This is a genomic window from Colwellia sp. SU-HH00943 (genome assembly GCF_057546125.1).
The window spans coordinates 98533-114238 of sequence record NZ_BAAJLW010000005.1; the positions used below are offsets into that span (position 1 = coordinate 98533).

A 15706-nucleotide genomic window follows, 5' to 3' on the forward strand; every position below is an offset into this window, starting at 1 on the left:
ATCTTTCGTTTTTCTTTTAAAGAAAAAGCCACATACTATATAGAATATAGTCTGTGGCTTTGTGCTTATAAGTATACTCTTATAGTGCGTTAACAGTATTTACAACGTTTTCGACAGTGAAGCCAAAGTGCTCAAGTAAAACATTACCTGGCGCTGATTCACCGAAGGTAGTCATACCAACAACCGCACCTTGCAAGCCTACATATTTAGCCCAGTAGTCAACATGCGCAGCTTCAATAGCAACACGTTTAGTTACACTGCTTGGTAATACTGATTCTTTATATTCACTTGATTGTGCATCAAAAACATTAGTAGAAGGCATTGAAATAACGCGAACTTTTGTACCTTGTTCAGTTAATGCATTAGCAGAGTTAACAGCTAAGGCTACTTCTGAGCCTGTTGCAATTAAAATAACCTCAGGCGTGCCTTTACAGTCTTGTAGAATATAACCACCTTTTTCAATATCACTTATTTGTGATTGGCTTCTAGCCATGGCTGGTAAGCCTTGACGAGAGAACACTAAAGCAGAAGGTGCTTTTTGACTTTTCACTGCAGATTTCCACGCAACGGCAGATTCAGTAGCATCACATGGACGCCATGTTGTTAAGTTTGGCGTAGTACGTAAATTCGCTAATTGTTCAATAGGTTGGTGAGTTGGACCGTCTTCACCTTGACCAATTGAATCATGGGTATAAACAAAAATGTTTTGAATACCCATTAAGGCTGACATACGAACTGCGTTGCGAGCATATTCCATAAACATCATGAAAGTAGCACCATAATTGATAAAGCCACCATGTAATGAAATACCATTCATGATGCCGCTCATACCAAATTCACGTACACCGTAGAAAATATAATTACCAGCAGGATCAGTTTCTATGCCTTTTGAGCCAGACCATAAAGTTAAGTTAGAGCCTGCTAAATCTGCTGAACCACCTAACATTTCAGGTAATACTTTACCAAAAGCCTCAATGGCATTTTGTGATGCTTTACGTGAAGCGATATTTTCACCGCTTGCTTGACATTCTTGAATGAAAGCATTGGCTTTTTCTTCAAATTCTTGAGGTAACTCACCTTTGATAACTCGACGCTCAAACTCAGCAGCTAGCTCAGGGTGAGCAGCTTGATAGGCAGCAAATTTTTCATTCCAACTTACTTGGCTTGCTTGGCCTTTTTCGTTTTGATCCCATTGAGCATATATATTTTCAGGTACTTCAAATGGTGCATGCTGCCATTTTAAGAAATCACGTGTAGCTTGAACTTCATCATCGCCTAGTGGTGCACCATGACAGTCGTGAGAACCTGATTTATTCGGAGAGCCAAAACCAATAATTGTTTTACAACAAATCATACTTGGTTTGTCGGTAATTGATTTTGCTTCTTCAATTGCTGCAGCAATGGCTTGAGTGTCATGACCATCAACACTGATTACATGCCAACCGTAAGACTCAAAACGAGCTGGTGTGTTGTCAGTGAACCAACCTTCAACATGACCGTCAATTGAAATGCCGTTATCGTCCCAAAAAGCAATTAATTTACCTAAGCCTAGCGTCCCAGCTAAAGAGCAAGCTTCATGAGAGATACCTTCCATTAAACAGCCATCACCTAAAAAGCAGTAAGTGAAGTGATCAACGATATCGTGATTTTCGCGATTAAATTGTGCGGCTAAAGTTTTCTCAGCGATGGCCATACCTACTGCATTAGAGATACCTGCGCCAAGCGGGCCAGTTGTTGTTTCAACACCTGGCGTATAACCATATTCAGGATGACCTGGTGTTTTTGAATGTAATTGACGGAAGTTTTTTAAATCATCAATCGATAAATCATAGCCAGACAAGTGCAATAAAGAATAAATAAGCATTGAGCCATGACCATTTGATAATATAAATCTATCGCGATCAGCCCAGTTAGGATCACTTGGGTTATGTTTGAGAAAATCACGCCATAATACTTCAGCGATATCCGCCATTCCCATCGGTGCACCAGGGTGCCCTGATTTTGCTTTTTGTACGGCATCCATGCTTAACACACGAATGGCATTGGCTAGTTCTTGACGCGACGACATATTCACTCCAATTAGACTGTTTTTTGGAAAGGGTAAATAACCCTCATTAATTGCGCGTATTTTCCCCTACCCAAAGGGGGATCGCAAATTAATTTATACTATTTATTATATTTTTTTTCATAATTCATTACTTTTACTTTCATATGGATTAATAATAGCGAGAGAGATAGTTGGGGCAGAAGCGGAATAGTGCTACTATTCTTACTCTGATCAAATAGTTATATTTACTTACTGAACTCTAAAATTAATGGATTAACGATACAATAATAATGTTAACTAAACTACAGCGTTTTAATCTTGCCTTTGTTATATATTTCTTCATTTGTGTGGGGACATTTGTCCTTATTGAGCCTTTCTCTTTTATTAGCTTTATTGGCCCTATTGCGGGAGTTACCACAGCTTTAGTTGTTTATTTAGGGACAAGCATATTATTGATGACCATTGCTGTTGTCGTGATTTTTTCAAGTTTTTTACTGTGGCAGCTAAATTTAAATATTAATTTAGCTATGGTTGTCATTACGCTCTTATCCATTGCTTTACAAAGTTATTGGGCAAAGCAGCTCACATTAGCAGAGGTATATCAGCAAAAGTGGTTGAGTTCACGACAGTATCTATTGAGGTTTCTTTTTAAAATAGGTCCATTAACAGCACTGGTAAGCGCTAGTTCAACGTTAATTATTACAATGCTAGACAATGAAATGTTAGCAGGCAATTTATTTTATACGGTTGTTAATTGTTGGTCTGGTAGTACTTTATTTGCCATTTTCTTTACTCCTTCATTGCTATTGACACAAAAGCGACAACAATTAAAAACATCCAAAAGATTTTTTATTATCTTTGCTTCTTTATTAGCGTTTATAGCGATTGGTTTACTCTTTAAAGTGTCTCAAACGGTACAGTTAGATAATCGTGAAGACTCATTTAAGCAAGTGAAAAATGAAGTAAGGCAAAGTATTGAAACAGAAGTTGCTTTAATTACTAATCAGTTAAATAGCTTGTCTGCCTTTATAAAAGCTAATCACGAGGCTACTTCGTCGCAGTTTAATGTGTTTGCAGAGCACATTAGCAATGAAAACTCTGCCATAAGGGCGCTTGAGTGGGCGCCTATTATTTCTCATGAACAAAGAGACCTTTATGAGCAGCTAGCAGGCGCAATCATGGAAAGGGGAAAAAGTAATAGAATACAGCTGGCTGAAGATAGAGATAAATATGCTCCTGTACGCTTTGTTTATCCACAGTTAGGCAATCAAGTTGTGCTTGGCTTAGATGTGCTAACAAATCCAAGCAGTGTCATTTCTATGCAAAACGTTATTTACAGTCGAAACCTTGTCACGAGTGCGCCAATAAACTTGATACAAGATGATCACTCCAACCCCGGCGTATTATTTATTACTGCCGTTTACGATATTAATCAAGTTGATTTATTAGGGTTTGTTATTGCCGTAGTACAGTTTGAAAAGTTTTTTGCTCAACTTTCTAATTTCACCCTGACGAATACCAACTTATTTATAGAAGATATTAGCGCTGCAGAGCCTTATGTTTTATTTGGTGAGCAATTCAACAATATTAATCGTCATGTAGAGCAAATAGATATGGAAATATACTCTCGTCATTGGCAAATTAGCTTTGTAGAACAATTACCATGGCAAATGCAAGCTAAAAGTTGGCAGACATGGGGCATGCTGTTTGGTGTGACTGTTGGTGGCGTGTTGTTTCAACTACTTATTTTGATGATGGCTGCTTATTCTAGCGAATTAAGCGCACAAGTAATGCGAAAAACACAAGAATTGATTCTTGCTAAAAATCAGTCAGAGCAAGAAAGTGTTGCGAAAACTAACTTTTTAAATACTTTAAATAAAGAGTTGCAAACTCCATTACAAGCGCTGAGTTTGTTTACTGAGCAATTAAAAAGTACATCTGATGCGCAACAGAAAAACGTGATTAATAATATTAATTTAGCGCAGAAAAATATGGGGAAGCTGCTTGAAATGGCAGTAGATTTATCAAAAATTGAATCAGGTGAATTAGCTTTAAAGTCAGAGCCATTTGATTTTTATGGTTTCTTATCTCGTATAGATGAAGTATTAAAAACGCAAAATATCGCTAAGCAGACAAGTATTACCTTACTGATTGATCCTTCTGTGCCTCACTTTATTACTAGCGATGAATTACGTATTCAGCAATTTTTAATGGCATTATGTGAAAGTGTTCATGAACTTTATGCTATGAAAAATTTACGCCTGAGCGTTAAGATACATACACATCAACTCAGTAGTGCTACATTGTTATTTGTTTTTACTGCACATAACGATGAACAGGTTGATGCTAAAGCCCCTTTTGCTGAATATATTTCGAAAGATATCTCTTTGTATAGTACCAAAATGGGGATGGCTAAAGAGATTTGCCAATTAATGAAAGGTGATATAAGCCTCGCTATCACTAACTCAGGCGAACAGCTCCTTACGGCTACCGTTAAAATTACTCAAACCACTATTGAGCAACAACAAAACTACCAAGCCTTAATTTTTGATAGTAAATCTGATAATTAATCGGCTGGCTAGATTCAAGCTAAACTTTTACTTGTATTAGTGTTTGAAATGGTTTACTTTTTAAACAGTTTGTACATTTGACCAAGTTAAATGCTTACATGTGGAGTAAAATTTGCATGTGAAAGGCCTCATGTTCGAGCAAATAATCATAATATGTAAGGTAAATAATGAATAAGTCATCCTCTCGAGGATTAAAACTGACAACAGTCATTCTAGCAGTACTAGTTATGGCCGTTTCAGCAGTGTTAAGTAACACCTCAGTTGCTGATGACATGGAAGTAAAAACAGCGCAATCAGAAAAATAACGATAAATTTTTAGTAGGTTTAGACACACAAATACATTGAAAATGTATAACAAAGCCTAGTGTAAATTTATCCGATAACGGAAATTCAAGCCTCAATAACTCTTACGAGTTGTTGAGGCTTTTTTCTGTTTAGTGAACAATAATGGCGTCCTCGGAGGGAGTCGAACCCACGACATCGCCCTTAGGAGGGGCGCACTCTATCCAGCTGAGTTACGAGGACTTAATTTATTTATATGTGCATCATATAAAAAAATTTCAGTAAAGTTAATACACCACCAAGTACATTAATGCGAGCTATTAAGTACTTGGTAAAATAATGGTGGGGTAGGTTTAAAATCTGATAGCTAAATCGTTCCGTTGAATATTTCCCAGCATACTATTATCAATAGTAATAGCAGTCGCACTTTGCCTTGTTAGTTTGGTAACTTTCACTTTATATGGGCTGATATTGTAGCTGGCATAGTGCTTACCTGTGTCGTTAGTAAAGTTATCTAAGTGTAAAAGCGAGAATTCATCACCCAGTTTTACACCATGGTTACGTCCTAAATTAATGACCACTTCGTTACCGTTAACTTGTAATATTTGTCCTTCACTCGGCTCACACATAATCGTCTCATCAATATCAGCGACAGTTTTATCAAGCAGTGAGTTGATCATATTGCCGTAGTCACTTTCCCAAAAAATACTGCTATTAACATCTATGGCATTACGCTTGTTAAAATCCCAAACTGCCGAGTTTTTATAGTCTTTATGCCAAATAAGCTCACCGCTTACGCCATTATATAAATATAAAGTAAAGTTAAAATTTCTAGGGTAAGTTCCTTGTTGCCATATCTTCCAGCTATTAGCTCTTTGTTGCGTTAATGAAGCATCATTGATTTCACTAAAGAGAATATATTGGCTGTCAGTACTATCTGCTAATGATAGAGCTAACTGTTTTATTTTGTCTTCTTGCATACTTTGGTTATAGCGAGAAAAAACCGTACTACTTTTTAATAATAACTTGGTACTTGCATAACTGCTTTGTGAAAGAATACGCTGATTTAGTTGTTTGATTAGCGCTACGTCAATCGCATATATCTCACCAATGTTAGCCTGCTCTCTATGAAGTAGATGACTTTGAGTCAGTAGTATTGTTTTTTTGAAATCTATTGCAAAACACTTCTTTTCTTGAGGGAAAATATCAGCGCGAATGGTTACACTAATGGTATCGCCGCTATGTAATTCATCAACAAGTTCGATAGAGTTAACACTTCCACTGGCACGAATACTGATTTGATCTTGGGTGAGAAGACCATTCACCACTTGTTGAACACTTGAGACACTTGCTCCTGCAACAAGTAGTGCTTTTTTTAAGGCATTCTCAGTGGCTTTAGCTCTAGCAATATCTAAAGAGTTTTTTTCTAAGCTTGCATGACCTTGTGCCTCATACCACTGAGCTTGGCTATAAAAACTCATGAAAGTAAAGCTGGTAAATAAGGTAAGTGATAATAAAAAGGTACGCATAAAGTTTTCCATTAGCAGTATATCTACAAGCTAATATGCATGATTTATGCCTGATATATAATCTTATTATTGTAAGATGCTTTGTTACTATTTATTTGGCTTGAAATGTGCATGAAGTTTAGCATAGTGGCAGAAAATAGAGTTGCCAGTTAACGCGCGCAAGCCTAAAGTATTTTGTAGCGCTGATTTTTTAAGGGGATCACCATGAAAAAGTGGCTTATACCATTACTTTTACCAACATTGTTCTCGTGTAGTATCACACAAGAAGATGACTTTTATAAGTCTACTCAAGTAGATAAAGGTGAAATTGATAGTTATAACCTGCCAAAGCACGCCATTAATGATGTTGTTAAAGGGTTAGCTTATCAAATGTTAGAAAGTAGTGCTTTTGTTAATGCTAAAACGCCTGTAGCGGTAGCTTCTTTTGTTAATTTAAAAGACTTAGAGTCAACAAACTGGTTAGGTAATCAGTTAGCTGAAAGCTTTGTCCATGAATTACAACGCCATGGTTTAGTGGTCATTGATTTTAAAACAACCGGCCATATTCGTGTGACAAAAGAAGGTGATTACGTTTTTAGCCGAGATTGGAAAGAGCTACCTGAACGTCAGATTATTGACTACATAGTGGCTGGTACCATGATTGAGCAAGAAAATGGTATTATGATTAATGCGCGCATGATAGGTATTCAATCACGTGTTGTTGTCGCAACTGCGCAGTCATTTATTCCATCTTGGGTATTAGGCGAAGAAAAAAGCCATAGTGAAAATGTTAAAATAAAAGACGGTATGATTATTCGTAGTAATGCCATGCTATTAGAAAATGAAAGAGCTGTGGAAATACAAAATTAATAGGTGGCCATTATGTTAGATACTCAAATGGGCTTTGCAAGTCAGCTAAAAAAGCAATTCACTAAAATACTGTTTGTAATTATTAGTGTCGTTACATTATCTGCTTGTTCGAATATGTATGATAAACATGTGCAGTGGCAACAAGTTAAGCCAGAAACCTTTCCTATTATTCGTGGTATTGGCTATGCACCTATTAGTTTGCAAAAATCTGATCATGAAACTCAGCGGATGCTAATGGCCATTAAAGCGTCAAAAATTGCCGCTTATGCTGAATTAGCCGAACAAGTCTATGGTCAGCAAGTGAATAGTAAAACAACCATGGCAGATATGCTGATTAAAAATCAAGAATTAGCCGCTTCAGTTCAAGGTTTAATTCGCGGGGCGAAAGTGGTAAAGAGTTACCCTGTTGGCGACACATACACCACAGAGTTGTTGTTAGACTTTAAAGATGTTTATGAAATTTATCAGGCCAGTATAAACCGTAAAGAGATAAAAGAGGTGCAATACTTTTAATTATCGCTGAACGGTTAAATATTTAATTCATTTGGTACTAATATAATTGGTATTAGTACTTTATTCTTACGCTTTTATTCCAATACTTGATAAGCCGCCACTTTTCTTACCTTTATTGTCGTAAGTGATGGCGGTTTTATTATGACTTTCTAATAATGACGTTTTCATGCGCTCAACAGAAAGTTGCGACTGGTTAATTATCTGCCCGTTTATTTGATTTTTACGTTGGCATTCCAGTAATAATGTTTCAATATCAGCAAGCTCTTTTTCTAAGAACTTGGCAGCTTTATCTTGAGCAAATTGTTGATTAACAGAAATTTCTTGATCTAAGCTTTGAATACTCATCAATAATTGGTTTTTTTGCTCACTGATTTGAATTAATTGCTCAGGTTGGTGTTGCTGTAAAATATTTTTTTCTTCAGCAATTATCTTTTCAAGTGCTTGAAGCTGAGTGAACTGTTTAGCAAGTAATGCAAGTGATTGTGGTGAAGCTGGCATGTATAGCACCCGTAAAGGTTATCGTATTAAAGGTGATTATTACTCAGTGTCTCATTGATATCAAACGAAAGCAGTACAAGCAATTCAAATTTTTAGCACTAACTTTGAATTAGATAAGATCAAACTCAAAGTTAGCAATACTTGCAGCAAGCTTTTGCGGGTCTACTTTGTAGTCACCTGAAGCGATAGCTTTTTTTAGTTCATCGACCTTTTTCTGATCAACCACTGGTGCTTCATTGGCTTTTTTCTGTAAATCACTTAATTGTTTTGCTTGAGGTGTAATCGAAACAGAGTCAGCACGAGGTTGTTTTACAGGTGCGTTAGCATTAGCTGCTTGCTCAGCTTGTTGCTTAACCTGTGTTTGTTTATTTTGGTGAACTTGAGCTTGATTGTTCAAGTTATTGATATTTATAGCCATAATATTAACCTGCGGCAAAAGTTTTCATTTAAAATTAATTCGCTAACTTTATATCGGCAAATAAGCTTAAAACTTAAATTAAAATATTAATAAAATTATAGGTGAATAGTGACCTGATTAATAGCACTAACTTTTGGCGTGATCACTTTGCCTGAACGAGAGTTTTTTACATTAATCTGTTGATTAATATTACCATCGCTTAAGGCCACGCCAGTTGTTTTTATCATGAAATTATCAGACTTAGCAATAATAGTAACCGTATCGCCTTTACATACCAAACATACATACTTCCGACTAATTGCTCGTCCTTTACCTATTCTTTTGGTTGCTTTACTGCCTAAAACGGCATTTTTGTCAGACAGTTTCTTTCCGCGTATTTTATTAGTAGCTAAATACTGAATATCAATATTATTTTCAGTGAGAATCATGCCTTTTTCTATCACAGTAGTTGCGACTAATACTGCAAAGGTTTTTTCTATTTTTGCAGGCAAATACATCTTCCATGGCATTGAACCATCACAACTGATTTTTACATTTACATTTCTACCATTATGATTTTCAGGGATATCTGCGGTGATTGCTTGTTGGCAAGGCTTGATGGTTATTCTTGGATCTACTTGAGCGACACTTATAACTATTTTCCCATTTTCAGGTGATGTTATTTTATTTTCAAGGTAGCTTTTTGCAAAATTTTCAATATAGGCACTGTCTAGTGTGTCAGCAAGGCTTAAAGTGCTGTTTGACACTATAAAGTACATAATAAATAAAAAAAATTTTAGTTTAAGCATAGTTTTTGGCGTTTATTTTTTAGGTTAATTCAAATACTCGTCTATGCTTAGATTAAGTCAGCATAGTAGTTAGTCTGTCAATTTTGTGACAATAAGTTATTTATTCTAATATTGTTAAATACTTAGCTAGTAATAATTTGACTTTTTGTTAAGCTATTAGTTACTACTGACAAGTTTTTCGACTTATAATTGACTCATTAATAGAGTAATCAAGAATTGTGCCTTTTTGCTTTTAGTCTAAGAGTAACTAAGAAACATGACTGGTTTTGAACGAGGTTTTTTATGGCAGGTATATTAGATTCAGTTAACCAACGAACACAACTTGTTGGTCAAAACAGACTGGAATTATTACTTTTTAAATTAGTGGGCAGGCAACGATTTGGTATTAATGTCTTTAAAGTTAGAGAGGTTTTACAATGTCCTCATTTAACTTCGTTACCTAAACAAGATTCCTTTATTAAAGGTGTTGCACATATTCGTGGTCAAACTATTTCAGTGATTGACTTGAGTAAAGCAATCGGAGCACCAGCAATAAAGGATACAAAAGATGCCTTTATTATTATTGCAGAGTACAACCGTAGCGTTCAGGGTTTCCTTGTTGCTGGGGTAGAGCGTATTGTTACGCTAAGCTGGAAAGATATGATGCCGCCACCTGAAGGCGCTGGTAAGTCAAGTTATCTAACCGCTGTTACAGAAATTGATCAAGAAATGATTTCTATTTTAGATGTTGAGAAAATCCTAAATGAAATTAACCCAGTTTCTACTGATTTAAGTGAAGATGTCGCTGATGAAGCTGTCGGGGAAGAATTAGGTGAGCGTATTGTGATGATTGCGGATGACTCAACAGTTGCCCGAAACCAAGTTAAGCGCGCACTAGAACCATTAGGGATTAAAATGGCCTTAGCTAAAAATGGTCAAGATGCACTTGATCAACTTACGGCGATAGAAGCTACTTGTGAAAATAGTATTACTGAGAAAGTTGCCCTAATGGTATCAGATATTGAAATGCCAGAAATGGACGGTTATACGCTAACCGCTGAAGTTAAAGGTAATGAACGAATGGCAAAAATGCCGGTGATACTTCATACTTCACTTAGTGGTGTATTTAATAATGCAATGGTTGCAAAAGTGGGAGCTGAAGATTTTATCCCTAAATTTCATCCTGATGAATTAGCAACTGCGGTAAAAAAATGGCTTAACTATGAAGGTTAAGTTAATTGTTCGCAACACAGTATTTAGGAAGTAGTTATAGTGTCAGCAAGACAACTTGACGATAAAAGTTATGATCAATTTAGAACTTTTTTAGAGCAGCAGTGCGGCATCGTTTTAGGTGAAAATAAACAATACCTAGTCAAAAGTCGTTTAGCGCCTTTAATGAGCAAATTTGATATTAGCTCATTGGGTGAACTAGTGAGTAAAACCTTATCTCCTGTTGAACGCCAGTTACGGGCAGCAGTTATCGATGCCATGACGACTAACGAAACTTTATGGTTTCGTGATGACTACCCGTTCAAATTGCTGAAAAGGCAATTACTGCCAGATTTCGCTGATCAAAGAACACCAGTAAAAATTTGGTCAGCGGCAAGCTCCTCAGGACAAGAGCCTTATTCTATTGCTATGTCAGTGCTTGAGTATCAGCAAGAAAACCCAGGTGCTTTCCCTCGTGGTGTTCAAGTCATTGGCACCGATATCTCAACTACCATGTTAGAACATTGTAAATATGGTCACTATGACTCATTAGCCTTAGCAAGAGGTCTATCTATTGAGCGTAAAAATAGGTTTTTTGAAGCGGGTGATAATGGCATGTTAAAGGTGAAAGATGAAGTTAAGAGTATGGTTAACTTCAGGCCGCTCAACTTATTAAACAGTTATAGTTTAATGGGGCGTTTCGATATTGTTTTTTGTCGTAATGTACTTATTTATTTTTCTCCTGAAATCAAAGCACAAATTATTGGTCAAATTCATGGCACTTTAAATAATGCTGGTTATTTATTTTTAGGAGCTTCAGAGTCATTGTCTGGACTGAGTGATGATTTTAATATGCTCAGATGTAATCCTGGAATTGTCTATCAAAAAAGATAATTTTTTGATTAAATATCAATAAAGAATCTCTTGATAACTGAGTTTATCAAGAGATTTATTTTTTCTCTCACCCCAGTATTTTTTTAACTTATTCATTCAGGCTCATCAACCGAAACCCTTGTGTTGAGTTTCTTCTTTCAATCCTTTGGCATAATTTTTGAATATCATTAGTAAAGTTTTATTAATGGTGGTTACTTATGGCTATAGGTTTTGACAAAGGTTTTCAACTACACGCTCAAGGTATGCAAATTCGCGCTGAGCGAGCAGAAGTGATCGCGAGTAATATAGCTAATGCAGACACTCCGGGTTACAAAGCTAAAGGCATGGACTTTCAAAAAGCAATGCAACTAGCCACTTCACAACAGCAAATGGGAATGAGTCAAACCCATTCAAAACATTTTGATCTTCGTACTGAATTGAATAATAAAGTCGATTTTCGTGTACCAAATCAACCAGATACTGGTGATGGGAATACTGTTGATGTACAAATGGAACGAAACTTGTATTTAGAAAACTCATTAGAGTATCAAGCAGGCGTGCAATTTCTTAACGGAAAAATAAAAGCGCTGCAAAAAGTAATTAGCGGAGGTAGATAATTATGAGCTTATTTAACGTATTTAATATTACTGGTACAGGTATGAGCGCACAATCTACTCGCTTGAACACAACAGCAAGTAATATTGCTAACGCAGACAGTGTTAGCTCAAGCATAGATCAAACTTACCGTGCTCGCCATCCTGTATTTGCCGCTGCTATGCAAAAAGCTGCCGCAGGTCAAGAAGGTAACATAGGAGTACAAGTACTTGGTATTGTAGAAAGCAATAAGCCGTTAAATATAGAGCATGCGCCAGATCACCCAATGGCCGATGCCGAAGGTTTTATTTATAAACCTAATGTGAATGTTATTGAAGAAATGACCAACATGATTTCAGCGTCTCGTTCATACCAAACTAATGTTCAGCTGGCTGAGTCAGCAAAAAACATGCTGAACAAAACGTTAGTATTGGGTCAACGTTAGGCTAGCAGAAGTTAGGAGTAAAAAATGGAAACAATTTCAGGTGGCAACCTATTAGATGGTATACGTTGGCAGAAAGAAGAGTATAAAGTTGCTGAAGAAAATGATAATGGCATGCTTACTCAAGAGGATTTCTTTGCGTTATTAACCAAAGAATTAGCAAACCAAGATCCAACTAAGCCTGTAGACAATAACGAAATGATATCGCAAATGACGGCATTTTCTACCACCGATGGTGTGCAACAATTGAACGAATCATTTACCGACTTTGCAACGTCTATGACGTCTAGCCAAGCATTACAAGCATCATCACTCGTTGGTCGTAGTGTGTTAGTGGAAGATAACGTTTTTGGTATGAATGAAGGCGAAGACGTTAAAGGTAAAATTGTCACTGATGTTGATGCCAGTAACGTTAATATTTATGTAGAAAATATTGCCGGTGAAATTATACAAACTGTACCTGTTGGTAATGTTGGTGCAGGCGGCGGTAACTTTGTTTGGGACGGACAAGCATCGAATGGCGAAGCCGCACCTGCAGGAGCCTATCGATTTAGAGTTGCCGGTTTAGTTGACGGACAAGCGTCAGAATTACAAGCCATGACGTATCGAAAGGTAGATAGCGTCACTTTAGCGGGTGCTAACGGTAGTATCTTATTAAACCTTAATGGTGGCAGCTCAATGGCATTAGCCGATGTAGTTGAAGTATCAGAAGGTTAGTTCAGATTTTTTAAGAGGGTTAAATTATGTCATTTAATATAGCATTAAGCGGATTAAACGCAGCGCAAAAAGACCTCGATGTGTCGTCAAATAACATCGCAAACGTAAATACTACGGGTTTTAAAGAATCTCGTGCCGAATTTGTTGATGTTTACGCGGCATCTTTACTTGCCTCAGGTAAAACCAAAGTAGGTGATGGTGTACTAACAGCAGATGTTGCTCAGCAATTTTCTCAAGGTAGTATTCAATTTACTAATAATGCGCTTGATTTAGCTATTACAGGTAATGGTTTTTTTGCTACAGTGCCTGAAATTGACTCGCTTGAGCGCTCTTACACACGAGCAGGGCAGTTTAAATTAAATGCTGAAAATTTCGTCGTTAACTCTGCGGGCGGTCATTTATTAGGTTTCCCTGTTAACTCTGATGGCTCTTCTTCTTCAGTAAGTTTAAGTACTGCTGAGCCTGTACTTATTCCTACCGCTTCAGGTGCACCGACTAAAACAAGTAAAGTTGATATGCGCATGAATTTACCTGCAGGCGATGCATACATTGCTACAGCACCAGGTAACTTTGATCCAGATGATCCATTAACGTATAACAATTCGACGTCAGTAACTATTTTTGACTCTTTAGGTGATAGTCATGTCATGACTTATTATTTTGTTAAAGATGACCCAGCAACTAACCCTAATGAGTGGTTAATGTTTGCCGCTGTTGATGGTAGTGTTATTGATCTAGAAGATCCTAATGGTACAGCCGTAGCTGATGGGCGTGTTGGTGGTACAGTTTCAGGGCCTTTATCACCGGGTGGTGTCACAGGTGCTAGATTAGTGTTCGATGCTTCTGGTGATTTTACAGGTCAATTCCCACCATTAGCTGATGGTGGCATTATTACTCGAGACTTTACTAACCATTTACCCAATGGTGCTGATATCACGCAAACGGTAGAAATTGACTTTAACTTAGATCCAACTGGGCCTAACCCGAATGAACCAACACAATTTGCGTCTAACTTTGAAGTAACCGCGTTAAATCAAGATGGTTTAGCAGTAGGGCGCTTAACAGGTATAGATATTGGCTCGGATGGTTTAGTTCGTGCAACTTATTCAAATGGTACATCACAACCACTTGCTCGTATCGCCATGGTAAACTTTGCAAATGAGCAAGGATTAACACAAATAGGTAACACGAGCTGGAAAGAGAGTATTGTCTCTGGTGAACCGTTAGCAGGTGAAGGTGGCTCAGGTACTTTTGGTACGATTAATTCTTCAGCGCTAGAGCAATCAAACGTTAACCTAACAACAGAATTAATTGATTTGATTTCAGCGCAGCGTAATTTCCAAGCTAACTCAAGAGCTTTAGAAGTTGATAATCAGCTGAACCAAACCATATTACAAATTAGATAATAATTAGGCGGGAGTTTACTCACGCTATAAAAGCCACCAATACTTTATGTACTGGTGGCTTTTATTTTTTAGTAGTTTATCCGTACTTGTCTCTTTTAACCCACTCGTATTCCCGTTTCTGGCACCTTCTTTGCATTTACCTAATAAAGCGTTAATTAATCAATTCAACCACATTGGAGTTCACTATGGATAAGCTGTTATATGTCGCCATGAGTGGTGCCAAACAGAATATGCAAGCATTATCAATTAATGCTAATAACCTTGCCAATGCCAAAACTACAGGCTTCAAAGCCGATCTTGCGCAGGCGAGAAGTATGCAAGCTTTCGGTGAAGGACAACCTACTCGAGTGTTTTCTATGACAGAGCGCTCCAGCCAAAATTTTGACTCTGGTGGCATATTAACCACAGGCAGATCGTTAGATATTGCCATTGAAGGTGATGGTTGGTTAGCAGTACAGGATGACACTGGTGAAGTGGCTTACACTCGAAATGGTCAACTACGTTTAACTGAAGAAGGTGCTTTAGAAACCAATACCGGCAAGCTTGTTGTGGGTGATGGTGGTCCAATTTACTTACCGATACCTGTGAATAATATTGAAGTGACCCGTGATGGAACCATTATGGTTCAGCCAGAAGGTTCACTGGGCGGTGTTCAAGAAGAAGCGGGTAAGTTAAAACTGGTTAACCCTGATGTACGTATGCTTGAAAAAGGCAATGATGGTTTGTTTCGTCGTAAAGATGGCGCCCTTGAACAAGCAGATATTAGTGTGACTGTGTTAGGTGGAAAACTAGAGTCAAGTAATGTTAATCCAATAAGTGAAATGACAGACATGATTGCGCTGCAAAGACAGTTTGAAATGCAATTGAAAATGATGAAAACCGCTGAAGAGATTGATGCGAGTTCAGCTGCACTATTACGTGCATTCTAACAGCTTTGTCAGTGGACTATCGGTTATCTAATAACCGAATTTAAAGAATTTGAATTTGAGGTG

The 15706-nt window shown here is 37.2% G+C and carries 16 protein-coding genes and 1 tRNA gene; 11 read left to right on the top strand and 6 right to left on the bottom strand.

From position 1 onward, the window contains the following. Positions 1 to 79: 79 nt before the first annotated feature. Positions 80 to 2068 (bottom strand): transketolase, encoded by a 1989-nt coding sequence (tkt, locus tag AC27GZ_RS14395; protein ID WP_487096027.1) that lies wholly within the window; start codon positions 2066 to 2068, stop codon positions 80 to 82. A gap of 269 nt (positions 2069 to 2337) precedes the next feature. On the opposite strand from tkt, the gene AC27GZ_RS14400 reads away from it, so the two are divergent. Together AC27GZ_RS14400 and AC27GZ_RS14405 are read left to right on the top strand one after the other, a co-directional pair. Further along, positions 2338 to 4617 (top strand): CHASE domain-containing sensor histidine kinase, encoded by a 2280-nt coding sequence (locus AC27GZ_RS14400; RefSeq protein WP_487096029.1) that lies wholly within the window; start codon positions 2338 to 2340, stop codon positions 4615 to 4617. A gap of 167 nt (positions 4618 to 4784) precedes the next feature. Then, positions 4785 to 4922: a hypothetical protein gene (locus AC27GZ_RS14405; RefSeq protein WP_487096031.1), complete on the top strand. Its 138-nt coding sequence runs from the start codon at positions 4785 to 4787 to the stop codon at positions 4920 to 4922. 143 nt (positions 4923 to 5065) lie between these two features. On the opposite strand, the gene AC27GZ_RS14410 is transcribed toward AC27GZ_RS14405, so the two are convergent. Together AC27GZ_RS14410 and AC27GZ_RS14415 are read right to left on the bottom strand one after the other, a co-directional pair. Continuing rightward, positions 5066 to 5142, bottom strand: a tRNA-Arg gene (locus AC27GZ_RS14410). Between the two features lie 110 nt (positions 5143 to 5252). Then, the gene (locus AC27GZ_RS14415; protein WP_487096033.1) at positions 5253 to 6428 is read right to left on the bottom strand and encodes a flagella assembly protein FlgT; all 1176 of its coding nucleotides are present in this window, start codon (positions 6426 to 6428) and stop codon (positions 5253 to 5255) included. A 204-nt stretch (positions 6429 to 6632) separates the two neighbouring features. On the opposite strand from AC27GZ_RS14415, the gene AC27GZ_RS14420 reads away from it, so the two are divergent. Both AC27GZ_RS14420 and AC27GZ_RS14425 read left to right on the top strand, forming a co-directional pair. Continuing rightward, a complete protein-coding gene (locus AC27GZ_RS14420) occupies positions 6633 to 7277 on the top strand; it encodes a FlgO family outer membrane protein (RefSeq protein WP_487096035.1) in 645 nt (214 codons plus the stop codon). A 12-nt stretch (positions 7278 to 7289) separates the two neighbouring features. Further along, on the top strand, positions 7290 to 7790 hold the full coding sequence (locus AC27GZ_RS14425; protein WP_487096037.1) for an LPP20 family lipoprotein: 501 nt from the start codon (positions 7290 to 7292) through the stop codon (positions 7788 to 7790). A 66-nt stretch (positions 7791 to 7856) separates the two neighbouring features. Here AC27GZ_RS14425 and AC27GZ_RS14430 read toward each other — a convergent pair whose 3' ends face one another. The 3 genes from AC27GZ_RS14430 to flgA form a co-directional block, all read right to left on the bottom strand. Further along, positions 7857 to 8288 (bottom strand): flagella synthesis protein FlgN, encoded by a 432-nt coding sequence (locus AC27GZ_RS14430; RefSeq protein ID WP_487096039.1) that lies wholly within the window; start codon positions 8286 to 8288, stop codon positions 7857 to 7859. Between the two features lie 109 nt (positions 8289 to 8397). Further along, positions 8398 to 8706: a flagellar biosynthesis anti-sigma factor FlgM gene (gene flgM, locus AC27GZ_RS14435; RefSeq protein WP_487096041.1), complete on the bottom strand. Its 309-nt coding sequence runs from the start codon at positions 8704 to 8706 to the stop codon at positions 8398 to 8400. A 95-nt stretch (positions 8707 to 8801) separates the two neighbouring features. After that, entirely contained in the window at positions 8802 to 9452 is a 651-nt protein-coding gene (flgA, locus tag AC27GZ_RS14440) for a flagellar basal body P-ring formation chaperone FlgA (protein ID WP_487096043.1), read from the bottom strand. Positions 9453 to 9776: 324 nt separating this feature from the next. Between flgA and AC27GZ_RS14445 the strand changes: the two genes are divergently transcribed. From AC27GZ_RS14445 to flgF, 7 genes are all read left to right on the top strand, one after another. Further along, on the top strand, positions 9777 to 10706 hold the full coding sequence (locus AC27GZ_RS14445) for a chemotaxis protein (RefSeq protein ID WP_487096045.1): 930 nt from the start codon (positions 9777 to 9779) through the stop codon (positions 10704 to 10706). A gap of 39 nt (positions 10707 to 10745) precedes the next feature. Next, entirely contained in the window at positions 10746 to 11576 is an 831-nt protein-coding gene (locus AC27GZ_RS14450) for a CheR family methyltransferase (protein ID WP_487096047.1), read from the top strand. Positions 11577 to 11773: 197 nt separating this feature from the next. After that, on the top strand, positions 11774 to 12172 hold the full coding sequence (gene flgB, locus AC27GZ_RS14455; protein ID WP_487096049.1) for a flagellar basal body rod protein FlgB: 399 nt from the start codon (positions 11774 to 11776) through the stop codon (positions 12170 to 12172). Between the two features lie 2 nt (positions 12173 to 12174). Continuing rightward, entirely contained in the window at positions 12175 to 12594 is a 420-nt protein-coding gene (gene flgC / locus AC27GZ_RS14460) for a flagellar basal body rod protein FlgC (protein ID WP_487096051.1), read from the top strand. A 24-nt stretch (positions 12595 to 12618) separates the two neighbouring features. Next, on the top strand, positions 12619 to 13308 hold the full coding sequence (locus AC27GZ_RS14465; RefSeq protein ID WP_487096053.1) for a flagellar hook assembly protein FlgD: 690 nt from the start codon (positions 12619 to 12621) through the stop codon (positions 13306 to 13308). A 26-nt stretch (positions 13309 to 13334) separates the two neighbouring features. Beyond that, entirely contained in the window at positions 13335 to 14714 is a 1380-nt protein-coding gene (gene flgE, locus AC27GZ_RS14470; protein ID WP_487096055.1) for a flagellar hook protein FlgE, read from the top strand. 185 nt (positions 14715 to 14899) lie between these two features. Continuing rightward, positions 14900 to 15643: a flagellar basal-body rod protein FlgF gene (flgF, locus tag AC27GZ_RS14475; RefSeq protein WP_487096057.1), complete on the top strand. Its 744-nt coding sequence runs from the start codon at positions 14900 to 14902 to the stop codon at positions 15641 to 15643. Positions 15644 to 15706: the final 63 nt, after the last annotated feature.